The 20,642-nt window shown below is 68.2% G+C and carries 14 protein-coding genes and 1 pseudogene; 4 read left to right on the top strand and 11 right to left on the bottom strand.

The features are described 5' to 3' along the window. Positions 1-154: 154 nt before the first annotated feature. From ACFWUQ_RS01630 to ACFWUQ_RS01640, 3 genes are all read right to left on the bottom strand, one after another. Complete coding sequence (locus tag ACFWUQ_RS01630; RefSeq protein ID WP_384531500.1) at positions 155-1,726, bottom strand: FG-GAP-like repeat-containing protein; 1,572 nt, start codon at positions 1,724-1,726, stop codon at positions 155-157. A 156-nt stretch (positions 1,727-1,882) separates the two neighbouring features. Further along, the gene (locus tag ACFWUQ_RS01635) at positions 1,883-3,463 is read right to left on the bottom strand and encodes an FG-GAP-like repeat-containing protein (protein ID WP_384531502.1); all 1,581 of its coding nucleotides are present in this window, start codon (positions 3,461-3,463) and stop codon (positions 1,883-1,885) included. Between the two features lie 196 nt (positions 3,464-3,659). Then, positions 3,660-5,657, bottom strand: a complete 1,998-nt coding sequence (locus tag ACFWUQ_RS01640; RefSeq protein WP_384531504.1) for an FG-GAP-like repeat-containing protein — start codon at positions 5,655-5,657, stop codon at positions 3,660-3,662. Between the two features lie 443 nt (positions 5,658-6,100). Between ACFWUQ_RS01640 and ACFWUQ_RS01645 the strand changes: the two genes are divergently transcribed. Together ACFWUQ_RS01645 and ACFWUQ_RS01650 are read left to right on the top strand one after the other, a co-directional pair. Continuing rightward, the gene (locus tag ACFWUQ_RS01645; RefSeq protein WP_384531505.1) at positions 6,101-10,150 is read left to right on the top strand and encodes a polymorphic toxin-type HINT domain-containing protein; all 4,050 of its coding nucleotides are present in this window, start codon (positions 6,101-6,103) and stop codon (positions 10,148-10,150) included. A 14-nt stretch (positions 10,151-10,164) separates the two neighbouring features. Next, positions 10,165-10,725 carry a hypothetical protein gene (locus ACFWUQ_RS01650; RefSeq protein ID WP_384531506.1) on the top strand — a complete coding sequence of 187 codons (561 nt, stop codon included), beginning with the start codon at positions 10,165-10,167 and terminating at the stop codon, positions 10,723-10,725. Between the two features lie 220 nt (positions 10,726-10,945). On the opposite strand, the gene ACFWUQ_RS01655 is transcribed toward ACFWUQ_RS01650, so the two are convergent. The 4 genes and pseudogenes from ACFWUQ_RS01655 to ACFWUQ_RS01670 all read right to left on the bottom strand — a co-directional run bounded on the left by ACFWUQ_RS01655 (position 10,946) and on the right by ACFWUQ_RS01670 (position 14,212). Next, the gene (locus ACFWUQ_RS01655; protein WP_384531507.1) at positions 10,946-11,755 is read right to left on the bottom strand and encodes a leucine-rich repeat domain-containing protein; all 810 of its coding nucleotides are present in this window, start codon (positions 11,753-11,755) and stop codon (positions 10,946-10,948) included. A gap of 59 nt (positions 11,756-11,814) precedes the next feature. After that, positions 11,815-12,609 (bottom strand): IS21-like element helper ATPase IstB, encoded by a 795-nt coding sequence (istB, locus tag ACFWUQ_RS01660; protein ID WP_384531642.1) that lies wholly within the window; start codon positions 12,607-12,609, stop codon positions 11,815-11,817. A 561-nt stretch (positions 12,610-13,170) separates the two neighbouring features. After that, a pseudogene (gene istA / locus ACFWUQ_RS01665) lies at positions 13,171-13,986 on the bottom strand (IS21 family transposase); the annotation flags it as partial. A 49-nt stretch (positions 13,987-14,035) separates the two neighbouring features. Beyond that, entirely contained in the window at positions 14,036-14,212 is a 177-nt protein-coding gene (locus ACFWUQ_RS01670; protein ID WP_384531509.1) for a hypothetical protein, read from the bottom strand. 143 nt (positions 14,213-14,355) lie between these two features. Here ACFWUQ_RS01670 and ACFWUQ_RS01675 point away from each other — a divergent pair, with 143 nt between their 5' ends. After that, positions 14,356-14,571 carry a hypothetical protein gene (locus ACFWUQ_RS01675; protein ID WP_383805084.1) on the top strand — a complete coding sequence of 72 codons (216 nt, stop codon included), beginning with the start codon at positions 14,356-14,358 and terminating at the stop codon, positions 14,569-14,571. Positions 14,572-14,815: 244 nt separating this feature from the next. Next, positions 14,816-15,670, top strand: a complete 855-nt coding sequence (locus tag ACFWUQ_RS01680; RefSeq protein WP_384531511.1) for a hypothetical protein — start codon at positions 14,816-14,818, stop codon at positions 15,668-15,670. Between the two features lie 800 nt (positions 15,671-16,470). Here ACFWUQ_RS01680 and ACFWUQ_RS01685 read toward each other — a convergent pair. From ACFWUQ_RS01685 to ACFWUQ_RS01700, 4 genes are all read right to left on the bottom strand, one after another. Beyond that, a complete protein-coding gene (locus ACFWUQ_RS01685; protein ID WP_384531512.1) occupies positions 16,471-16,938 on the bottom strand; it encodes a cupin domain-containing protein in 468 nt (155 codons plus the stop codon). A gap of 575 nt (positions 16,939-17,513) precedes the next feature. Then, positions 17,514-18,410, bottom strand: coding sequence for an alpha/beta fold hydrolase (locus ACFWUQ_RS01690; protein ID WP_384531514.1), 897 nt, complete (start codon positions 18,408-18,410; stop codon positions 17,514-17,516). A gap of 54 nt (positions 18,411-18,464) precedes the next feature. Beyond that, complete coding sequence (locus ACFWUQ_RS01695) at positions 18,465-19,403, bottom strand: NAD-dependent epimerase/dehydratase family protein (protein ID WP_384531515.1); 939 nt, start codon at positions 19,401-19,403, stop codon at positions 18,465-18,467. Positions 19,404-19,444: 41 nt separating this feature from the next. Next, positions 19,445-20,518 carry an alkene reductase gene (locus tag ACFWUQ_RS01700; protein WP_384531516.1) on the bottom strand — a complete coding sequence of 358 codons (1,074 nt, stop codon included), beginning with the start codon at positions 20,516-20,518 and terminating at the stop codon, positions 19,445-19,447. Positions 20,519-20,642: the final 124 nt, after the last annotated feature.

The following is a 20,642-nucleotide window of genomic DNA, read 5'->3' on the forward strand; positions in this document are numbered from 1 at the left end:
GCTGGTCGGGATCTCGCGTTTCGGGATATTCGTGGGTCCGGTTCCTCCAGGCCGGATGTCGGTGAAGAGGCCTCGCATAATGTCGGGGCCGGCATTCCTGGCCGCAGTTTCCTGAATCCTGAACGGCCATGAGCATCGAGGAGTCGGAGAATTCCTAGACGCCGCCGTGGGCGACCTTGCCGATGTCGATCCAGCCGTTGGGGCCGGTTGCGTCGCCACCGTTCCAGCCGTAGACGGTGGCGCTGCCGTCGGTGCCGGCGAGGATGTAGTCAGCGTGGGTGTCGGCGTTGAAGTCGACGAACTGGACCTTGGTGTGGTCAGTGGTGACCCCAGACGCGATCTGGCCCTTGAACTGCCAGCCGTTGACGGGGACGACGTCGCCGCCACGGTTGAGGTAGAGGTCGACGCCGCCGGTGGGCTTGACGTAGTGGTAGTCGGCCTTGCCGTCGCCGTCGTTGTCGGCGAAGCGGATCCGGCCGCGGTCGTTGGCGGCAGTCGTCACGCGGCCGATGTGCTGCCAGGGTGCGACCTTGTCGCCCCCACGGTTGAGGTAGACATCCACAGCGCCGTCGTCGTTGAAGAGGAGATAGTCGGTGCGGCCGTCGCCGTCCCAGTCCGCGAAGCGAACCTTGCTCACGTCGGTGGTCATCCCGGCGGCTACTTGGCCGATGCCCTGCCACGGTGCGACCTTGTCACCGCCCTTGTTGAGCCATGCGTCGACAGATCCGTTGGCGTTGATGACGAGGTAATCGAACCTGCCGTCACCGTCGAAGTCCGCTAGGCGTACGCGGTTGCGTTCGGTGGTGGTGCCGGAGGCGACCTGTCCCACGGTCTCCCAGCCTCCACCCGTGTCGCCGCCGCGATTCAGCCAGACGTGGACCGTGCCGTTGTCGGCGATCGTGATGTAGTCGGGCCTGCGGTCAGCGTCGAAGTCGGCCCAACGCACCCGATCACTGCCACCGGCCTCGTTCGCGGCAGCGGAGCGTCGGGGCTCTGCGGTCTTCGCGATCCACTCGCCGAGGTCGTCGGTGCGCGCGGCAATGGCTCCGGTGCGGGTCTCGGCGGGGTCGGTGCCGGGGCAGCCACCCTGCCAGGAGCGGGAGTTGACAGCGACGAGTTCGCCAGCCGCGTTCAGGAGAGGCCCGCCCGTGTCACCCTTGCAGATGGAGTCGGTGCCCCTACCGGTGACGGCGAGGGTGGTGGTGTCGCTGGTGCTGACGTTGAACGTGCCCGTGTGTAGATTGCCCGGAATCCACTGGGTCTTCGTGCGCCCGAATCCGGCGGCGGTCAGGTCTGCGCCAGCGACGGGGACGGCGCTCGCCCGTGTGACGGGGGTGATACCGGTCGCGGGCACGGCCAGGCGGGCCAAAACCAGATCTCGGTCCGCGCGCGGCGCTATTTCGGTGATCTCGACGGCCTGGCCGCTGCTGAGAGTGGCCGCGGTCGCCAGGCTGGGCTTGCCCGCGGGGACCTGCTGCCCCGGCGTAGCCGCGAAGCAACTGGCGGCGGTAGCGACCCAGTACGCGTCGATGAGCGAGCCGGTGCAGGCGCGGCTGTTCGCCTTGTCGCCGATGTGCAGCTTGACGGTGTAGGGGTGCTGGCCGGCCAGGGCTTCGGATCCGGTAACCGCTTGCGAGGTGCTCGCAGAGGCGAAGCCGGCGGTGACTGCGGTAGCGGTGACCAGGAGTCCGGTCATCCGCGGGGTGCGCGGACGGTGGTGCGACATGCGTCTTCCTTCGGGATCGTGCGACGGATGCAGAGGGGGGTGCACGGAGTGGGCCTCAGTCCAGATAGCGAAGGCGTCGGTGATCTCCACGATGAGCCACTCGGTTGGGTCCTGCCCGCGCCCGGACCCTCGGTCTTGGTTCGGGCGTCGGTGTCCTCAGTCAGACGCGCTGCCGGTGACGGTACCGAGGTGGGTCCAGCCGTTGGAGCCGACGGCGTCGCCGCCGTTCCAGGCGTAGATGGCGGCGCTGCCGTCGGTGCCGGCGAGGATGTAGTCAGCGTGGGTGTCGGCGTTGAAGTCGACGAACTGGACCTTGGTGTGGTCAGTGGTCACGCCGGTCGCGATCTGTCCGGCGGCCGTCCAGCCACCCGCGCCGACGACATCGCCGCCGCGGTTGCGGTATAGGTCGACCTTTCCGTCCGGCTGGATGAGGTGGTAGTCGGCCTTGTTGTCGCCGTCGTTGTCGGCGAAGCGGACACGGTTGCGGTCGTGGGTGGCGGTCGTGACGCGTCCGGTGTGCTGCCACCCGTTGGAGCCGGCGGTGTCGCCACCGTGATTGAGCCAGACATCGAGGTTGTTGGCGTCGTTGAACAGCAGGTAGTCGGTGCGCCCGTCGCCGTCCCAGTCGGCGAAACGCACTTTGGTCAGATCCGCGGTCAGCCCGGTAGCCACCTGGCCGATCTCCTGCCAGCCCGCGGAGCCGGCCTTGTCGCCGCCCTTGTTGATCCACGCGTTGACGGACCCGTCGGAGTTGACGACCAGGTAGTCGAAGCGGCCGTCGCCGTCGAAGTCGGCCAGGCGCACTCGCTTGCGGTCGAGCGTGGTGCCATAGGCGACCTGGCCCAAGTCCTGCCAGCCACCACCACCGGGCACGTCACCGCCCCTGTTCAGCCGCACCGACACCCTGCCATTCTCGGCGATCGTGACGTGGTCGGGCTTGCCGTCACCGTCGAAATCAGCCCACCGCAGCGCACCGCTCCCGCCGGCCTCGTTGCCGGCACGCGAGCGTGCAGGACGGCTCGTCCAACCGTCGGCCACGGCCGCGTCGATCGCGGGACGGAAGGCCGCCGCCATCTTCCGGTATCCCGAATCGGACGGGTGCAGCCGGTCGGGCAGATCAGCCGCCACGTCCATCCGGGGCGCCTCGACATAGCGGAAACGCTGCCCGGAAGCCTGGCGAGGCTCCTCCTCGGCGCGTACGACGGCGTTGAACGCCGCGGTCTGCTGCTCCAGGCCGGGCGTGTCGGTGAGAAGTCCCTGGACGATGACGGTCACCTGGGGTTGGTTGACCCGGACGCGGTCGACCAGGCCGAGCAACTGCTGCGCGGCGACCACTGGGTCGGTGTGGTCATTTTTGAGGTCGTTGATGCCCAGATGCAGCAACACGATGTCGGGGCCGGCTCCCGCCTGCCACCGGTCGATGCCGGCACGGACACCGGCGACGGTATAGCCGCTGTGACCCTCGTGATCGGGGTCGGCGATGCTGCCGAAGCGGCCGGATCCGACGAAGTCCGGCGCGTAGCGCGACTGCTGGGCCATCAGGTCCCACAGAGGGCCCCGGTAGCCGGCGCCGGTGGAGCTGCCTTCACCGAAGGTGATCGAGTCCCCCAGAGGCATGATTCTCAATGGGTGCGGAGGGGATGCCTCGGCAGCCCTGGCCGATGCGGGGGTGGGAGTGGCCAGGACTGTGCCTGCGAGGGCGGCGGCCAGCGCGAGGGAGACGGTCAGTTTCTTCATGAATCGGTGCCTTCTCGTATTCGGCGCGGCCAGCCGGCGGCTGCCGAAGGTCAGGGGAAAGTGGAGGTGCGGCCGTACCCGTGAGCGGGCGAGCGCCGTCGACCGCAGGCGCGCTATGGGCGCTTGAACGAAGCGGACCCGTACGGCGGACATCCACATCCGCCGTACGGGCCCGCTGTGTCAGACCACCTCTGGCCTACACGCCGCCGTAGGCGGCCTTGCCGAGGTTGGCCCAGCCGTTGCCCGAGTCACCGCCGTTCCAGGCGTAGACGATGGCGCTGCCGTCAGCGCCCATGAGGATGTAGTCGGCGTGGGTGTCGGCGGTGAAGTCGACGAACTGGACCTTGGTGTGGTCGAGAGTGATGCCGTTGGCGATCTGTCCGACCACCTCCCAGCCGTTGGCGACGACGTCGCCGCCGCGGTTGCGGTACAGGTCGACCTTCCCGTCTGCCTTGATCAGGTGGTAGTCGGCCTTGCCATCACCGTCGTTGTCCGCGAACCGGACCCGGTTGCGGTCGTTGGTGGCAGTGGTGACCTTGCCGACGTGCTGCCAGGGGGCGACCTTGTCCCCACCGCGGTTGAGATACACGTCGACGTTGTTGGCGTCGTTGAAGGTCAGGTAGTCGGTGCGGCCGTCGCCGTCCCAGTCCGCGAAGCGAACCTTGGAGGTGTCGGTAGTGGTGCCGGACGCGACCTGGCCAATGTCCTCCCAGCCGTCGTAGCCGGGCTTGTCACCGCCGCGGTTGAGCCACACATTCACGCTGCCGTTGGCGTTGATGACCACGTAGTCGAACCGGCCATCGCCGTCGAAGTCCACCAGGCGGACGCGGCTGCGGTCGGCGGTGGTGCCGACAGCTACCTTGCCCAGTTCCTGCCAGCCGCCTCCGCCGGCGACGTCGCCACCCTTGTTCAGCCACACCGACACCGCGCCGTTGTCGGCGACGGTGACGTAGTCGGGCTTGCGGTCGCCGTCGAAGTCGGCCCAGCGCACCCGGTCACTGCCGCCGGCCTCGTTCACGGCAGCGGAACGCCGTGCGCGCAGGTCGCCGATCCACTGGCCGAGATCGTCGACACGGGTGCTGTAGGCGCCGGTACGGGTTTCGCTGCTGTTGAGGCAGCCGCCCTGCCAGGAACGGCTGTTCACCGCAACGAGAGCAGCCTTGCCGTTCTCGGTGCGTACCGCGGAGCCGCCGGCGTCGCCCTTGCAGACGGCCGCGTCGGCGGGAGTCTTGGCCGTGGTGTCGAAGCCGGTCGCAGCGATGCTGCCAACGGAGAACGCGGCGGTGTGGAGCTTGCTGGGAGCCCATTCGCTCTGGGTGCGGCCGAAGCCGGCCAGACTGAGTTCCTCACCCGCGGCGGGCGCCTTCGCCGACACGGCCACCGGGGTGATATCGAAGGCGGGCTGGTCGAGGCGGGCCATCACCAGGTCGCGGTCCGTGCGCGGTACGAGTTCCACGATCTGCGTGGTGTGGCCGCCGCTGGTGGCCAGGTCGGCGCGGCCGACGGTCAGAACGGTCTTGTGCTTGGGAGCTCCAGCCGGAACATCAATGCTCTCGGAGGGCTTGTCGGCAAAGCAGCTCTTGGCGGTGACCACCCAGCGCGGGTCGACCAGCGTCGCCGTGCAGGAGCGGGTGTCGCCTATCTGCAGCTTGCCCGCGAACGCCAGCGGATTGTCGCCCGTCGGCGGCTGCGCGGCCGGAGTGCTGGAGCCGGTGACGCGCATTTCCAGCAGGACGGTCTGCTTGGGGTCGGCGGCAGTGCCCTCGCCGATTGCTTGGGCACTGCCTGCGGGGAAGTCCAGGGTCTGTGTGGCTCCGCTGGTCGAGACGGTGGCCTTGATGTCCCGGGCGACGGTCTCGATGCGGTAAGCGCGCGGGATGTTAACGGACAGGTAGCCCGTGTTGGCGGCCTTGAAGCAGAGCGTGGACTCGCTGGTCTTCAGGTTTCGCGCCCACACCTGGATCTGGAACGGGCCGGAGCAGCTGGTGTGGGTGATGTTGCCGTCACCGGCGATCAGGCTGGCCCCCGTGGCGGCCAGGATGTCGTTGCCGTAGGGGTAGGCCCCGTCCTCGAGCACATAGGGGGCGTCGGCGTTGGCCGGCGTCTCGCCGGCTGCCGAGGCGAGCGGCACGGGCATTCCCATGGCGACGGCCGCGGTGACGGTGGCTACGGGCAGCCATCTGCGTATGCGCACTGGTGTGGGATCGCTTTCATGACAACGCCCTCACCGTCTGAAGGGGGAGGGCGTAAGGAAATGGGGGACCGTACCGCGTCGTTGCGGACGGCCGTGATCGCCTGGGGGCCGTAGAGCAGCATAGCCACAACTACCCGGTGCCATGCGGCAGGAGGGGCAGAGCGGTCCAGGTCAGCGCAGTGAATGTAACGAAGAGAGAAAGACTTGACTCTGGTGTACAACCATCCGGACCCTGAGTGGATCTCTGCTCGTGATCAAGCAGATCTGTACCGGGCCGCAAGCCCGAGATCGGGTCCGCCGCCTCCGGCCTGGGGACGCCGAATCGCAGAAGGCGGCAGGCCCTCACTCTGCGCGCGCCGACTGGCAATGGCGCCACTGCCCCCTCAAGGGGGCTTTCCCGCGCGCGTGGCGGCATCAACAGACCAGCAAGGGGAGCCCTTTCCGTGCGTCATAACCAAGACCGGTGGGCCCGAGCCCGGGGCAGAGGAATCGCGAGCGTCAGAAGCGCCGCGCGAGGCCTGCTTCCGCTCGCTCTGCTCGCCGGCCTGATATCCGCGACGCCCGCCGCCGCCGAAGGCCCGGTCGTCCCGCCGCTGACGGAGCGTGAGCAGGTCCTCCAGCACTGGAAGACCGGTGGACCCTCCGTCAAGTCCACCGCCGGCACAGCACTGGCCGGCAGCGACGAGCAGGTCCGCCAGTACCTCGCTAACGGCCAGAAGGTCGCCGAGGAACTCGACCTGCGTGAGGCCGCGCTCAAACTCGTCACCGACGCCGGCCCCGGCCTCAGCGCGGCCGCCGCCACAGCGCTGGCTGGTACGCCACAGGATCTCGCCGCGTTCATGCAGGAGGGCTGGAAGCAGCCCCTCGCAGACGACGAACGCGTTCACGCGACGCGCATCATCGACGCCGGGGGACCTGGTGTCCGCGAGGTTGGCGACGCGGCGATGCGCGGTTCGATCGAGGGAATCCGCGCCTTCCTGAGTGAGGGCCAGTACAAGCAGCGAGACGACGACGCCCGAGTGCGGGTCACGCAGATCGAATCCGCAGGTGGCCCCGCCACCAAGCGTGCGGCCGCCGACGCCCTTAAGTCGGGCATCGAGGACGTCCGCGATTTCCTCACCTACGGTCAGTACATCGCCCGGGCCCAGGACCAGGAACACGCCACGATCTCGCAGCTGGCCAAGCAGACCGCGGACGCCGGCGTCGCGGCCGAGAAGGCCAAGAAGAGCGCGCTGGAAGAGGCCGAGAAGGCCAAGAACTCGGCTCGCTTGGCCAAGGAGGAGACCGCGAAGGCCGCCGCCGAGACCGAGGCCGCGAAGAACGATGCAGCCAAAGCTGCGGACGCCTCACGGCGCGCCGCAGAGTCCGCCCGACGCGCCGCCTCTGCCGCCAAGTCGGCCATCGCCTCGGCCCGCGCGGCCAACGCGGCTGCCCAGACTGCGGCGATCGCCGCCCACAATGCTTCCAACGCGGCGCTGCACGCCTCCCACGCTGCGACCCAGGCATGGGACGCCGCCGCCCATGGCAAGGTCAACGCGAAGGTCGCGGCCGACGCCCTCACGGCTGCCGAGCAGGCGGAGAAGATCGCTGACTCGGCCGAAGCGATGGCCAAGACGCTTGAGCAGGCCGACGTCGCTCTGGTGGCGTCGATGAAGGCCATCGACGACATGCTCGCCAGCGCCGACTTGGCTGACTCCTCCGGTAAATGGGCCAAGGAGGCAGGTGTCAACTCCGACGAGGCGCAGGCTGCCGCAGCTTCGGCCCGCCGCCATGCCGCCGAGGCCAAGCGCGCTTCCGCCGCCGCCCAGGGCCACGCGGCCGGCGCAGTCGCTGCTGCTCGCCAGGCGCGTGACGCCGCCCGTTCGGCCGCCGGCCACGCCCGTAACGCGGCTGCGGCCGCCCTCAAGGCGGCCGAGCACGCAGGCGACGCGCAAGCGGCTGCCAACGCGGCCAAGGTCAACGCCGAGCAGGCCCTCAAGTCGGCCGAGGCCGCCGACAGCGCCGTCAAGCAGGCCCAGTCCGTCCAGGAGGCGGCCCGCAATACCGAGGCTGAGGAGGTCACTGCACGCACTGCGGCCTCCGTTAACCTGGCCCGAGACGCCAAGGAAGCAGCCAGACTCCTCACGGCCGAAGCCGTCCGCCTTGAGCAGGCAGCGGTCAAGCTCGACGCCGCCTTCACCACGCTCGCCGAGCAGGCGGCCCAGCCCGGCGCCAACGAAACGCAGATCGCGGCCACCGGACGCAGGATGGCACTGACCGCCGTCCAATCCCGTGGGTCATGGAGCCGATCCGCGGCGGAGGCGGCCCTCATCGGCGCCGACGCCGTTGTCGTGGAGTACGCCCGCATCGGCTGGAAGAAGGCACAGGAGCAGGACGAACGCGAACAGGTCAACCGCCTCTCGCAGGACTCACCCTACGAAGACGTGCGTACCGCGGCGGCGGCAGCCATGAAGGGAGACACCGCTCAGGTTCATACCTTCCTCACCGCAGGCCAGTACAAGGCCGCAGCCCCCGACCAACGCATCGAGGTCACCCGCATCGGTGATGCGGGCGGGGATGGTGTCAAGGACGCCGTCAAGGCGGCCCTCGCCGATCCCAATCCCAAGGCCCTCACCGACTTCCTGACCACCAAGCAGCACCGGGCACGCATCGAGGACTACCGCGTCGAGGCAGTCCGACTGTCCGATGGCGGCGGCCCCCAGCTCAAGGCCGCGGCCGAGACCGCACTGGCCAGCCCCGACACCCACCTGATCACCTTCATAGAGTCCGGCCAGTACCGCGCCAAACGCAAAGACCAACTGACTGCGGCCCACATCGCCCAGGTCCAGGGGATCATTGCGCAGGCCAGTGGTATCGCGGCCACCGCGTACCAGGACGCCTACGACGCCGCCACGGCCGCGGCCACGGCCCAGGGCTTCGCCGACGTGGCCAAGGGCCACGCCCAGAAGGCAATAACCTACGGCAAGCAGGCCACCGACTACGCCAACGAGGCCCAGCAGTCAGCCCACCGTGCCAACCAGTCCGCGAGCGACGCCCTGGCTTCAGCCGCCACCGCACGCAAGGCCGAAGACCAGGCTGCCTTCAGCGCCCGCAGGGCGGATGACTCAGCTGCATCTGCCCAGGCGAGTTTCGTCACTGCCGTCGGATATGCCGAAGACGCCTACAAGGCAGCCGAATCGGCTCGTACATCGGCCCTTGACGCTGGCCTCAGCGCAAACGAAGCCGCAGACAAATACCGGACTACGCTCGACCGCTACCAGGTCGACCAATTCCTCGCAGATATCCAGGAAGCCCTCCGCTTCAAGGCAACCGACACCACAGACAGCCCCTTCGACCGTCTGCCCGCCTGGATTAAGATCCCCCTGGCCATCAACGGGATCACGTCACTCGAAGACGCTCGATTCCAGATCGACCTCACCCACGCCTTGCTGGACGGCTTCGGGACGCTCCCGGGTATCGGAGAGCCCGCAGACGGCGCCAGCTGCGCCTTGTACGCAATCGAGGGGGTTATCGACCACTTCTCGCCCACAGGCGGCGAGGACCTGTGGATGAACGCCGGACTCGCCTGCGCCTCGATGATCCCCTTCGCGGGCTGGGCCACTACACCGGAAAAGTGGGCACGGCACGCCGAAAACCTCGGCCCCAAGTCAAAGGAAGTGTACGAGCAGCTCGGTAACCTGTGGAAAAGGGCACTCACCTGTGGCGTGAGCACGAACAGCTTCCCGGCGGGCACGCGCGTCCTCATGGGGGATGGCTCGGCCAAGGCCATCGAGAAGATCCGTGTGGGCGACATGGTCCAGGCCACCGACCCCGTCACCGACGCCGCCGGACCGCGTCGGGTCGACGCTACCCTCTATACCCCAGACGACCGGGACTTCACGGACATCACCCTCGATCCCGCACGCGGCGGAGCCTCCGTCACGGCCACCGGTAACCACCCTTTCTGGTCCGAGTCGACCCGCAAGTGGACCGAGGCCGCCGCGCTCAAGACCGGCGAGAAGCTCCGCCTTGCGGACGACAGCACGGCTCGCATTTCCGGCACGCGGCACTGGAAGACCCTCCAGGGGGCCTACAACCTCACCGTCAATTCCCTCCACACGTACTATGTGCTCGCCGGCGCCGTGCCGCTGCTGGTGCACAACAGCAGAACCCCCCGCGAGATGCCGAACTTCGTCAGCGACGCGGCTCGGGATGTACTGGCCGGCACCCGGCCTCAGCGCAGGAACCCCGATGGGACCCTCGATTTCTTCTCCGGAAGGGATCTCAGCCCGTCGATGCGGAGGTTCTGGGGGACGACTCCGGAGAATGCGGGCGTTCCTGCCAATGAGCGGGTGACGTCGAGGATCTACGACGTCAGGCCGGGAGACAACGGGTACCGTCTGGTCGTCCGCTCCAAGCCGGGCGAGCCGGACAAGTATGCGTGGTTCCCGCCCGGCCCCGATGGAGGCCACAACTACGGCAATCTCAATCAGTTCGAAGCCGGATGCCTGTGATAATCAAGGAAATCATGGATACGCACGCATTGTCGGCTGCTCTTGCCTCCTCCGGAATTTCCCTCGTGGGAGTCGCGGAGACGGTGACGACCTGCCCTCCGGCAGTCGTCGGCCTGGCGACTTCGTGCGGGCCGGAGGACGGCCGGGTGGATGAGATCATCCAGTACGGCAGCCCCGACCCTCTTCGTGATGTCAACGATGCATGGATCCGCCTAGCGTCGCGGTTCGGATTGTTCGGGAAGGAACGGGAATTCCTTCTCGGTGTGCGAGCCGACGAAGAATCGGATTCGGTCTGGGCCCGGGTCCGGCTCGGCGAGAACTGGAACGTCGCCGGACACAGCCCGTCGACGATCACGGGCCCCTGCCGCCCCTGGACGGGCGGGCTGCTCACCATGTCCTTGTCGGGGAGTGTCGTCATCATCGGCACGACGTACGAGCAGTGCATGGCCGTGTTGGCCCTGCCCGACCCGCACCGGGTCCCGGTCATCCGCCGGTACGCCCAGTACGTGATGGGAAAGGGAAAACTGTCCGAATGGGAAGGTGAAAACCTCAGAGCCTGGCTCGACCAGGGCTGACGACACTTCCCACGCAGCCGCGAACTGAACACGCATGCCCGCTGAAGACATCTTCAGCGGGCATGCGTGCGAAGGACTGTCTCTGTGAATGGGTGGGTGGCTATGTCTTCCTTTTCGGGAGGCGTTTGTCGATGACGACGGATGGCACTGCGGCGGCAGTACGAAGATCCAAGTCATTGAGATTTGATGTCGCCTGCCTGTGCGATGAGGCGCTTGCTGTTCAGTCCCAGTCAGCTGCGGGTTGACTGACCCGGCCGCCCGTATGCGCGGATTGGACGTAGTCCTGGGGCGCCTCGGGAAGGGCAGCCACGCATTGCGGAGAGCATGCGTTGACCAGGAGAGGCAGGACATCCGTGGCCACGAGCAAGGAGATCCAGACCGGATGGAGTCCGCCCTGTTCTATGGGTTGGTCGCAGACGCTGCATGATGAGACGGCTGTCGTGCCCCAGCGACGTGCGTCCAAGCCTGTCGTGTCGAGGCCGGCGACCGAGCTGAGAGCGGGTGCCAGCCGGGGGAACGGTGCCCGCAGCTTGTAGTTTCCGAACAGAGAACGCGTGCTGACCGTGCTCCTCACGAGCCGGGTGCATCTGGTGATTTCGTAGGGGAACCAGTGCAGCCGGTAGGAGGTGTAAGGGGTGAACTCCTCCAGGCTGGTCATCGCACCGATTTCGGGTGGGAGCCGGACGAGGTTGCTGCCGTAGAGCACGAGGTGCTTGACCGCGGTCAGCTTGCGGATGGCCGGCGGCAGAGTGACGACCTGCCGCCGTTCCTGGGGGCTGAGCTCAACAAGGGGACGGAACTCTTCCCGCCCGTCGGCGGCTGCCTCGTCGATGAGCTCAAGGAGGTGCTGCCAGCCCGGAGCCGAGGTGTCTTGTAGCTCGGCATGGAAGCCGACCCGAGCACGCGGGTGCGGCTTGCGCTGGTCGAAGCAGCGGCAGGTCTCTTGGCAGGGCTCGCGTCCAGCCGGCTCTGCGCCGGACGTTTCGCCCCACCGGTTCACGAAAAGCTGCTGGTCTCCCTCATCCACCATGACGCCAACATACGGGCGCTCTCCTCGAATGACCCAGCATTTTGGGGAAGAACTGCTGGTCAGCCAACTTCGGCGCGATCAGCTTGGGCCTTGGTGTGGGCGAGGCGGTAGGACTCGGTTCCGGTCTGGATGATGTTGCCGCCGAAGGTGAGGCGGTCGACGATGGCCGCGCAGAGCCGGGGGTCGGTGAACGTCTTGGTCCAGCCTCCGAACGATTCGTTCGAGGCGATCGCAACACTGTTCTTTTCCTCCCGCTCCGTCAAAACCTGGAAGAGGAGCTCGGCGCCACGACGGTCGAGTTCCATGTATCCGAGTTCGTCGATGCAGAGGAGATCGACGCGGCCGTAGCGGGCGATGGTCTTGGTCAACTGCTTCTCATCGGCGGCCTCGACGAGCTCGTTCACGAGCTTCGTCGCGAGGGTGTAGCGGACCCGGTGGCCCTTCATCGCGGCCTCGGTGCCCAGCGCGATCAGCAGGTGGGACTTGCCGGTCCCGGAGTCGCCGATCAGGCAGAGCGGCTGGCCTTTGCGGACCCACTCGCACTGGGCCAGCGTGTGGATGGCCGCCGGGTCGACGTTCGGGTTGGCGTCGAAGTCGAAGGCCCGCAGGGACTTGTCGCGGGGGAAGGCAGCGGCTTTGATCCGGCGCTTGGACCGGCGTCGGGCCCGGTCGTCGCACTCGGACATCAGCAGCTCGGCCAGGAACCCGCGGTAGGACATCTGCTCGCGGGAGGCCGCGGCTGCGAGGTCGGGGAACTGGCTTCGGATGGTGGGCAGCCGCAGCATGCGGCATGCCTGGTCGATCGCGGGGGTGGCGGCTTCTTCGGTGATTTCGCGCTGGCGGGGGATAGTCATGTCGCGTCTCCCTGGCTGGTGCCGTGGCCGCCGGTCCGGCGGCGGTTGAGCAGTTGGTCGTAGGCGGCCACCGAGGGCAGAGGCCGGGTGTCGGGCGGCAGGTGGGTCAGCCGGTAGTCGGCGAGGAAGGTCACCGTCGCGTGTTCCTCGACCGCTGGGGCAGGTGGTTCGGGTGCCGGAGAGGGTGGCGCTGGGCTGTCGCCCTCGGCGGCCCTGCGGGCCTCCAGCGCGACCGCGTCCGCGGTGAGGGCGCCCGCCCGGAAGGCCGCGGCCAGGCCGGCGACGACGTGTTCGTGCCGCATGGCGTCCCAGCAGCAGCACCTGGATCAGGGCTCGGGTGCCTTCGGCATCGCCGTGCGCCGGCCGGACCGCGGCCCACCAGTTGTCATGGACCGGGGTGAACCTGCCCGCTGAACGGGCCTGCTCCAGCGCGGTCGAGCCGGGGAAGGCGCCGGGCTTGCGGATGAGAGCTTCGAGGTAGTGGTCCAGGACGAGTTGGGAGCCGCCCCTGGTGCTGAGGCGCTCGTGCCGGGCGACCTCGTTGCGGCCGTCGTAGACGACCAGGTCGTTTGCGTGCAGGAGCACCCGCACCGACTGACCGATGAGGCGGACCGGCACCGAGTACCGGTTGGTGCGGACGGTGATCTGGCTGTAGCGGTCCACTCGCGGGGTGAACCAGCGGCCCGTCTCGAACGGCTCCTCCGGTAGAGGCTTGAGCCGTGGCTGTTCGGAGCGGAAGTACTCGCCGATCGTGTGGGGGCGGGAGCTGATCCGGCGGGCCTCGTCGTCGATGTCCCACTGGGAGACCATCTCGTTGAGCTGAGCCAGCGAGTCGACGACGGGCACGGGCACGAAGTGGTTGCGCCGGAAGTACCCGACCTGGCCCTCCACTCCGCCCTTCTCGTGGGCGCCTTCGATTCCAGGCCGGCAGTAGAACGCATCGACGCCCCAGTGCGAGCGGAACTGGGTCCAGCGTTCGGCTTCCACCCGTATGCGGCCCAGCCCAATCACCCGGGAGACCGCCGCCTTCAGGTTGTCGTAGCGAACCCTGCCGCGAGGGACGCCGCCCAGGGTCTTCAGCGCGTGGACGTGGCCTTCGATGAACGCTTCCTGGCCGCAGGAGGCGAAGACCCGGTGGACCGCCTTGCCCGAGTACGACAGGCGGAACGAGAAGAGGTAGCAGCGGGTGGGGACCCCTGCGAGCACGATGTGCACGTCCCCGAAGTCCACTTCGGCCTCCGCGCCGGGGACGTGGGACTGCGGGATGAACACCGAATCCGGGCCCCGGCCGGCCAGCAGCAGGATCTGCTTGCGGCGGCCGGCGACGTAGGAGCGGACCATCTGGGCGTTCCTCTCCCTCACCCAGCCCGGCGACATCGGCTTCACCGCGCGAGTGGAACTGTCAGGCGGGGAGACGATGAGCCAGCTACATCAACTGATCACGACGGTCACCCGCGACATCACCTACAAACTGGGCGCTGCCACGCCCGGGACCGCGCTGGAGATCATGGTCGGCAAGCGCCACCAGCTTGCCCTCCACGCTGGTCACGTCGACGGCCTCGCCCGGCTCCTGCGCGATGCCGTCGACAACTTCAACGCGCATGGCTCCTCCGGAGGCGACGGATCGTGCCGCCACTGCCATGGCACCGGGCGGGCGTATCCCGTGTGGGGGGTGAAAGGACGAAGAAGCCTGAAAGCCTGGGCAAGCCTTAGGCGAAGTGGGGGCGACGGGAACAGGCTGGGCGCATGTCCGCGAAGCTGATCGTCTACCCGCCCGATGAGCAGGGCTGGCGCCGGGTGCGCTACGACGGCGTCGCCATCGGGGTCGCGCACCGACCGGCCGACATCCGGGTCTTCCTCGCGGCCGCCGGGCTGGAGAACGCCGACGACGTGGACCTCACCGACCCCGACTTCGTGGAGTGGCGAGGCGCCGGCCCGGAAGCCTGGGAGCCCTCCCGCTGATACTCCGCGACGGGTTGCACCGGAGGGTGGCTGGAGGGTTATCTGCACGGTTGTACTAGGCGGGGGACCGCAGGTGTGACCGTGAGTGGGACCCCCCGAATCTGGTGATCTTACATTCGTGCAGGTCAGATGCCGTGGGCAAGCCCTCTTCGGAAAACGACACCTCTTTGTCCGCGATAGCCGGACGAAGAGGTCTGTCCCGTGTCCGGGGGGCCGGTGCCGCCGCAGGGGTACATGTACCGGTATGGCTCGTGAACGGATCCGGTGGCCTCTCGTCGTGGACCGCGCCCGGGAGATCGTGGACGGGTACGCGCCGCTGAAAGTCACGCTCAGGCAGGTGATGTACCGCCTCGCGGCTGAGGGCGTGCTGCCGCACACGCCGCCGATGTACCGCCGGCTGTCCTCGCAGCTGGCCCAGGCCCGGCGGGAGGGCCGCTTCCCCGACCTGATCGACACCATCCGCGAAGTCCACGTCCCACCGGCCTGGCCGGACGCGGACGCATTCGTCGCCGAGATGCCCGCCTGGTTCCGCCTGGACCGCACCACGGGCCAGAAGCAGGCCCTGTACGTCGCCGCCGAGAAGGACACCCTCCGCCAGCAGCTGCCCGGCTGGCTCGAGTTCGCAGGCATCCCCGTGCTCGTGGTCCGCGGCTTCAGCTCCCAGTCCTACGCCGATGTCGTCCGCGACCGCGTCAACCGGGAGCAACGCGAAGCCCACCTTGCAGTGGTCGGCGACTTCGACTGCTCCGGCGAGGACATCGGGCGGGACTGGGTAGAGCGCACGGGCTGCTGGAGCTCGGTGACCCGGGTGCTGCTCACCTACGAGCAGATGCGCGCGTACGGGCTCCCGGCGACCGAGGGCAAGAGCGGCGACCCGAGGTGGCCGGCCTTCGCCCGCCGCTACGGCTTCGACATCGAGCGCCTGGTCCAGTGGGAGGTGGAGGCACTGGAGCCGGACGAACTCCAGCGCCTGGTCCTCGCCGCCGTCGACCCGTACATCGACCGCACCGTGCTCGCGCAGCAGATCGCCCGCGAGGAGCAGCAGCGCCGTGCCCTGGCCGACTTCCTCGGCGGCTGGGGCGCGGACGGCAGGAGGTAGTCCCGCCGTCTGCACGCGGGCGCCCTGCAACACCGGCGGTGCAACGCGGTCGAACGCAACCGTGCGTTGCGTTCTTGACCTGGCGCAACGCGTGCAACGCGCTGTTACGCGAGCGCGTTGCACCCCTTCCGGGACCACTGCTACCCAGATACTGGAGCGCGGTCTGGTGACTGCTTGTGGCGTCCGTGTGGTGCTGTGTGTCGGCGGGAGTGCCGGGTCGGCGAAACGGTTCACTACAGTGCCGCCGCCGAGAGGAACCTGCTCATGAGCACCCCCACTCCACGCACCGCAGTCGCGACCTGGGCCCCATCCCGTCCGGACCGTGCGTGCGCTGCCATCGAAGAGGTCTGCTTCGATTCTGGGGGCCCGGCGGTGGCGCGAGGGGTACATGTACTGACCCAACCTGGCGTCACGTAGGCGACGCGTTGTTGCGAGGGCCTTGTAGCACCGTGCCGCATCCTTCCGGGATCCTCGCTGCCCAGGCCGTAGGCGTTGAGGTGGATGCGTGCGCGTGGGGCGGCCAGAGAACGCTGCCTGCAGGAGGTGTCCGGTCTTCTTCTCGGCGACGACGTAGCTGGCGTACCCAGCCGCACACGCGAGGAAGTGCAGGTCGTCGAGGTCGTTGTTGAGCTACCGGCCCGCAGGGTTGCGAAGTCGGGCGTAGGTGACTTCCAGGACTCTCCCCAGGAACGCAGCTGCTCACCATGGCGCTCGGTCGTGGGAGCGCAGGCTCCTGGGGTGCGGCTTGATCAGACCCCTCACGGTGGCGGGGTGGCGCCTGGCAGCAGCGCACGACAGCCTCAGCGTGGCGGTCCGACGATCACCTGGCCGTAGAGGTCGGCGGCTTCGGCGAGCACGTCGCGTGAAATTTCGAAACCCTCGGGCCGGTCAGTGGTGACGTCACGTCCCGCCTGGCGGAACATGCCCTCGATCCCCGACGGCGTTGTGATCATGAGGAGGTCCGCGGTGTCGGACGTGATGCGGTAGCCGTGGGGAACATTGCGGGGCAGGTAGACGATGCCTCCTTCGGAAAGTTCCATCTGCTCGTCGCCCACCCACAGCAGCGCGGAGCCCTGGATGAGGAGGAAGATCTCGTCCTCCCGGGTGTGCAGGTGGAACGGCGGGGCCTCCCCCTTCGGGACGCGGAAGCGGCCCACGGTGAGCTGACCGTCGGTCGCCCGTCCATCGAGCAGGACCGAGAAAGTGCCGCCGTGAAGCCATTCAAGAGTCTCCTGCTGCTCGGCCTGGGCGAGATAGGGCATGCTCATCGGTCGTCCTCTCGACAAAGCTGCTGAATTAGGCGGCGGCGTCGCCAGACGAAAGAGCCTTGCCCACGACCGTGGGCGGTCCATCGTCGCCTTCGAACCGTCGGTGAACACGAACGCCATCGAAACCCCTGGCGACCGGCCCCAGTGAAAGTCGGGTTCCGCGGGCGCCCACCGGCATCCGCTGGGACACGGCCGGTGCATTGCGGGAGCTGCTCCCATGGCAGGCGCGTCCGGCAGCATCCTGTGCGTTGCGCTGGCCGCCCGCGCCACACGAGTCGATGCCGGACAAGCTCGTGAGCCGCCGCCCCGTAGAACCGTCCTGCCGGAGCTGTCGGGGCGGGCGCCTCCCGGCCGGTGCGCGCCAACGGCCAGGTCACAGCCTGTCCCGTCCCGTGAGGCCTTCTTTCAGCATGGCTCCCATGGCCGGATTCGGCATGTGATCTGCATCCCGGGCAAGCTGGCGCCGGCCTCCGGGGCGCCGTTCCGTTTCCTGGGTGGCTGCGTCCGCCGTCAGGAAGCGCGTGAGGGAGCGTTCACTGGGCCCCTCACCTCGCGGCTGATGCTGACCGGTCGGGTCAGCGCAGGAATTCCAGCAGCCGCTTCGTCAGCTCCTGCGGAACTTCTTCGGGCAGGAAGTGACCGGCTCCGGGGATTACCAGTTCGGTGACGTCGGTGGCTACCAGGCGCATGGTTTCCGCGGGGATGGTGCCGGTGCTGTACTGGCCGCCGATGGCCAGGACCGGGATGGTCAGCGGTCCCTGGTCGCGCCAGCGCTGGACGTGCTCGGCGGTGGTATCGAGGGTGCGGTAGTACTCGAAGCTGGCACGCCGGGCGGCCGGGTCGCGCAGATGGTCGACGTACAGGTCCGCGGCGTACTGCGGGATGGCGCCGGGGGTGGCGGTCTTGGTCGCGAACTGGTGGCCGAAGTAGATCTCCTCGCGACCGGCGATCAGGCGTTCGTTGAGGTCTGCGAGGCGGTTGATGACGAAGTGCGACATCAACTCGTTGGTGGCCGGGTCCGTCAGCATCGGCGGGAACGGGGTGAGGCCGGGGAGGATCGCCTCGGCGCCGACGAAACGGGTGACGCGGTCGCGGTGGGTTGCGGCCAGGGCGTAGGCGACCAGCATGCCCAGGTCGTAGCCGACGACGGCGAAGCGGTCGTGGCCCAGGGCCGTCATCAGCTCGGCCATGTCGTCGGCGAGGGTGGCGGCGTCGTAGCCGGTGGCGGGCTTGTCGCTGGCACCCATGCCACGCAGGTCGGGGGCGATGACGGTGAAGTGCTCGGCGAGGGCGGGCATGGCCAGGCGCCAGCTGTACCAGAACTGGGGCCAGCCGGGCAGGAGCAGCAGCGGCGGGCCGTCACCGCCGACGACGGCGTGCAGGGTGACCTCCCTGGTGGTGACGGAGCGGCTGGTGAAGGTGTCGGTGAACCCGGCGGGCAGGCTCGGGACGTCGGTGACGGTGAACGTCATGGGGGTCTCTCCTCGGGACGCGAAACGCGGCCTTGATGGTGGCGGTTTTCGGGGTCAGCCTGCGGCGCGGCGCAGGAGTGCTTCTGAGGCGTCCAGGAAGCGGTCGCTGTAGGCCGTGTCGAGTCCGGCGCTCGGCAGGATGACCTGGGCTTTGTTGTTGAACATCAGACCGGTTCGACCATTGAGGTCGTCGGTGAACAGCAGGGGGACGATTCTCGTCGCGTAGGTCTGCGGGGAGGGCCCAGCCACGCCGACCGCAACTTCGGCCAGACGGTGCAGGAGGCTGCCCTCGCCGAGGAAGTTGGAGCGGATGTCGGTTTTGATGAGTCCGGGGTTCAGGCCGAAGTACGCCGGGCCGGGCAGCCTGCGGTGGCCCGCGAGTACGAGGATCTCGTTGCCGGCGACGGTGGTCATGTGCGCGGCCATCGGTTTGTAGCCGCGCTCGGAGTTCAGGTCCTCGAGCCGGCCGATGTTGCCGGCCCCGGGTGCTCCCATGATGAACACCCGAGGTTGGCGGGCGCTGATCGGGCGGGCGGCTCCCAGCCTGGAACTGAGGCCCTGTAGCACCGCGAGGCGGCTGAGATAGCTGACGGCCAGGTCCCGCTCGATGCCCTCGGCGGTTTCCTCGCGGGTCTTGGCGGCCATGATGCCCAGGGAGAAGAAGGCGACGTCGTAGGTTTCGGTGGGCAGCTCCTTGCCCAGTCGGACTGCCTCGCGCATCGAGGACAGGTCCGCCTGGACGAAGGCCAGCCGGTCCGTGGCCTGGTCGCGGAAGGTCCGTCCGACCACGGTCACCTCGGCGCCGAGATCCAGGGCCTGCTGGGCCACGGCCCGGCCCAGGCCCCCTGTCCCGCCGACGACAAGTACGCGCTTGGACGTGAGATCCAGCTGCTCTAGGGAGGGGGCGTTAATCGTGGTCGTGCGGTCGACGGTGCCGTTCAGCCGCGCTTTGGGCTTCTTCGGGGCTGCCGAGCTGGTGGGGCCAGCGTTCATTGCGGGTGCCTTCGTTCCTTGGGTCGGTCGTGTGTGTGGGGTCAGGGCAGGGCGGGGTAGTCGGTGTAGCCGTGCTCGTCGCCGCCGTAGGTGGTGGCCCGGTTGGGGGTGTTGAAGGGGCCACCGCGTTCGAGGCGCTCGGGCAGGTCGGGGTTGGCCAGGAACAGGGCGCCGTAGGCGATCAGGTCGGCGGCGCCGTCCTCGATCAAGCCCAGCTCCTCGGGGCCGGTGGGCTCGGTGCCGGTGAACGGGTTGAGGATGAAGGTGCCCGGCCACTGGCGACGCAGCCGAAGCGTCAGCCCGCGGGCCCCGGCGGACTCCATCTGGTGCAGGTAGGCCAGGTTCAACGGAGCCAGCGCCTCGACCAGAGCGGCGTAGGTGAGCTCCACGTCGTCCTGGTCGGCCTCGGAGATGTCGTTGAAGGGGTTGCCGGGCGACATGCGGAAACCGACCCGCTCCGGCCCGATCGCCTCGGCGACTGCCTGCGCCGTCTCCACCGCGAAGCGGATACGGCGGTCCCGGGAGCCGCCCCATGCATCGGTGCGCGTGTTGGAGTTCGGGGCGAGGAACTGGTGGATCAGGTAGCCGTTGGCGCCGTGCAGTTCCACGCCGTCGAAACCGGCCTCGACCGCGTTGCGCGCGGCGGTGGCGTAGTCGGCGATGGTCTGGGCGATCTCCGCCTCGGTCAGCGCGTGCGGGGTGACGAAATCCTGCGGGCCTTCGTTCGTGTAGACCTGGCCCGCGGCCTTGACCGCAGAGGGTCCGACGGGGGTCAGGCCCATCAGGCTCGGGTGACCGACCCGCCCGGTGTGCATCAGCTGCAGGAAGATCACCCCGCCGCGCTCGTGGACTGCGCCGGTGACCTTCTTCCACGCCTCGACCTGCTCAGCGGAGTGGATACCGGGGGTGTCGGGGTAGCCCTGACCGACCACGGACGGTTGGGCGCCCTCGGTGACGATCAGACCTGCACCGGCGCGCTGACCGTAGTAGGTGGCCATCAAATCAGTGGCTGACTGGCCGGGCCCGTAGGCGCGGCTGCGGGTCATCGGCGCCATCACGATGCGGTTGGCCAGACGCTTGCCGGCCAGGTCGTAGGGGGAGAAAGCCTTGTTCATGTGATCGTTCCTCGTTCGTGCGGCGGGTCCCTCGCAGGACCGCTGAACACAGTCTGACGTTACCTGCTCGAACAAGTAAAGTGCCCTGGGTATTCTGTCTCGCTCGATCGACTCAAAAATGGGT

Origin of the sequence: Streptomyces sp. NPDC058662 (genome assembly GCF_042716255.1) — a bacterium.
Lineage (GTDB): Bacteria > Actinomycetota > Actinomycetes > Streptomycetales > Streptomycetaceae > Streptomyces.